The following is a 2,323-nucleotide window of genomic DNA, read 5'->3' as shown; positions in this document are numbered from 1 at the left end:
CTCAAGTTGCTCTTCAGTTAGCGGTCCCTCCAACTGCGGCAACTGCTCGAAGAGATACTTCAAGTAGTTGTATGGAATCAGGTCGTTCTCCTTGGCCGTCTCCATCACGCTGTATATCGTTGCACTGGCCTGAGCGCCGCGCGGCGTATTGGCGAATAGCCAGTTTTTGCGTCCGATCACAAAGGGCTTGATCGACCGCTCGCTGCGGTTGTTGTCGAGCTCCAAACGGCCATCGGCAAGGAATGCGCTGAGCTTCTCCCACTGATTCAGACTGTAGGCGATCGCCTGACCAAGCAAGCTTTTGGGCAACGTTCGGGAGCGCTGTTGTCTGAGCCATTGCCCGTAGGCTTCCAGCACCGGCTGGCTCTGCTTCTGCCGCTCGGCATGCCGCTCTTCTGGTGTCAGCGTGGACAGCTCCCGCTCTATGGCATAAAGCTGGTTACAAAAAGCCAAGCCTTGTCCGGCCACGTTTGTCCCTTTGTCTGTTTCTGGCGGCGCTGCCTTGAGCGCTTCATCATATTTGCGCCGCGCATGTGCCCAGCATCCGACCAGCGTGACTCCCTTGACCTTGTGGTAGCCCGCATAGCCGTCCACATGCAAGTAACCCGAAAAGCCACTCAGAAAGTTTCGTGGATGCTCGCCGCCTCGCGTACGCTGATACTCGTACAGCACCACCGGAGCGGCACCGCGTCCAGTGCGATACAGCCACAGATACGATTGCGCCTCCGCCGATTTGCCCGGTTCCTTCAGCACCTGCAGCGTGGTCTCATCGGCATACAGCACCTCTTGCTGCAACAGATGGGCCTTCATCGCGGCATAGAGCGGCGTCAGCCACTTCTCTGCACCGTAGATCATCCAGTTCGCCATCGTCTGTCTTGAAAGCGAATAGCCCAGACGCGCGAACTGCTGCTCCTGCCGGTACAGCGGCAGGCTTTCCACGTACTTCTGGCTCATCACGTGCGAGAGGATCGATGGCGATGCTAGACTGCCGGGATAGACTGGCCTTGGCATCGGCGCCGTGACGATCGGTGTCGTGATTTCATTTCGTTCGCAGTGACGGCAAGCATACACCTGTCGCACATGCCGAATCACCTTGACCTTTGGCGGATCGATGGCGATCTCACTACGGGTTTCCGTCGTCATTTCGTGCAGTGAGCCACCGCAACAGGTGCAAGCCTGCTCACCTTCGGACAAAGGGTAAACCACGGTCTCCACTGGCAGATTCGACAGATCCTCTTCCCGTTTGCCGGTGCGTTTGTGGCGCTCATAGGTGACTTTCTCGGTCGGCGGCTCTTCACCGGGCGGTGTCGCGCAGACTTCCACTTCGTTGAATAGGTTCAGCTCAAGCTGATCCGGATGCGTCTTTTCGCTGGACGCGCCGAAGCGTTTCTGCTGTGCCAACCGGAACTGTTCTTCGTACCATTTGAGCTTGGCGGAGAGTTCGCTGACTTGCTTCGTTAGTTCCGTATTCTGTTGCTGGAGTTCATCCAGGGTAGAGGAATCCGTTCGTTTGGTCATGCTATTGATTTTCGGGGATTCACCGCTTGGTTCCTGCTCGGGGTTGTGGCGATTCGGTGAACGTCATACGACGCGATCGGCCAGGACGGGCAGATGAGCCTGGCGCTGGCTAAGCGAAAGGCCGTCGAGCAGCCAGCGGAGCTCGCGAACCGAGATTGTGACCGCCTTATCCTTGCTGGCGGGCCACTGAAAACGTCCGCGTTCCAACCGACGGTAGAACAACCAGAATCCGTTATGATCCCAATACAGCATCTTCAGTTTATCCCGACCTCGATTGCAGAACACGAACAGCGTGGGGGCGAACGGGCTGACGCCCAGCGATTCTTGAACCAGAGCCGCCAGTCCGTCGATCGATTTTCGCAGGTCGGTTGCCCCGCTGGCGAGCAGGACGCGTTCCGGCAGCGGCAGCATCAGGAAGGATCCCCCAGCGTCTGAACAACCTGCTTCAGCAGGGCTGTATCGAAACCGGCTGCGACCTCGATCTCGGCCGCACCGACCCGAACGATGAGCGAAGAAGCGGATGCGGGTACTGGCGTCACCTCGATCCAGTTTGGCGCCGCTGCTCTGCGTGAACGCTGACGCAAGCCCAGCTTACGAATCCAGTATTTCATTTGCCCGGAGGCGATATGATGCTTCTCGCACCACGCTTTCATCGTCAGGCCGCTTGCCCGATACTCGCTGACCTGCTCTCGCCAATAGTTGGCCTTCTCATTTTTATTCATCTTTCAGCACACCTTTCTTTCCGATGTGCTTAGTTTCTCATATCCTTTTCACATTGGACAGGTGGGCTGTATTTGACGCTTAC

At 57.3% G+C, this 2,323-nt stretch carries 3 protein-coding genes; all 3 read right to left on the bottom strand.

Annotated features, from left to right (window positions below):
* Positions 1-1,518: IS66 family transposase (tnpC, locus tag PSHG_RS25820; RefSeq protein ID WP_010280035.1), on the bottom strand; the 1,518-nt coding region annotated here is incomplete at its 3' end.
* Positions 1,519-1,581: 63 nt separating this feature from the next.
* Positions 1,582-1,929 (bottom strand): IS66 family insertion sequence element accessory protein TnpB, encoded by a 348-nt coding sequence (tnpB, locus tag PSHG_RS25810; protein WP_010280031.1) that lies wholly within the window; start codon positions 1,927-1,929, stop codon positions 1,582-1,584.
* Entirely contained in the window at positions 1,929-2,240 is a 312-nt protein-coding gene (gene tnpA / locus PSHG_RS25805) for an IS66 family insertion sequence element accessory protein TnpA (RefSeq protein ID WP_010280026.1), read from the bottom strand. The genes tnpB and tnpA overlap by 1 nt, the downstream gene beginning before the upstream one ends.
* Between the last annotated feature and the right edge of the window lie 83 nt (positions 2,241-2,323).

This window comes from Paenibacillus senegalensis JC66 (assembly GCF_000285515.1).
Lineage (GTDB): Bacteria > Bacillota > Bacilli > Paenibacillales > NBRC-103111 > Paenibacillus_L > Paenibacillus_L senegalensis.
Note: the sequence above shows the minus strand (reverse complement) of the source record. Positions and strands in the feature narration are given on the sequence as shown.

What these genes read in the sequence shown, in the direction of transcription:
- tnpB (WP_010280031.1), bottom strand. Translation starts at nt 1,929, where the DNA reads ATGCTGCCGCTGCCGGAACGCGTCCTGCTCGCCAGCGGGGCAACCGAC.
- tnpA (WP_010280026.1), bottom strand. Translation starts at nt 2,240, where the DNA reads ATGAATAAAAATGAGAAGGCCAACTATTGGCGAGAGCAGGTCAGCGAG.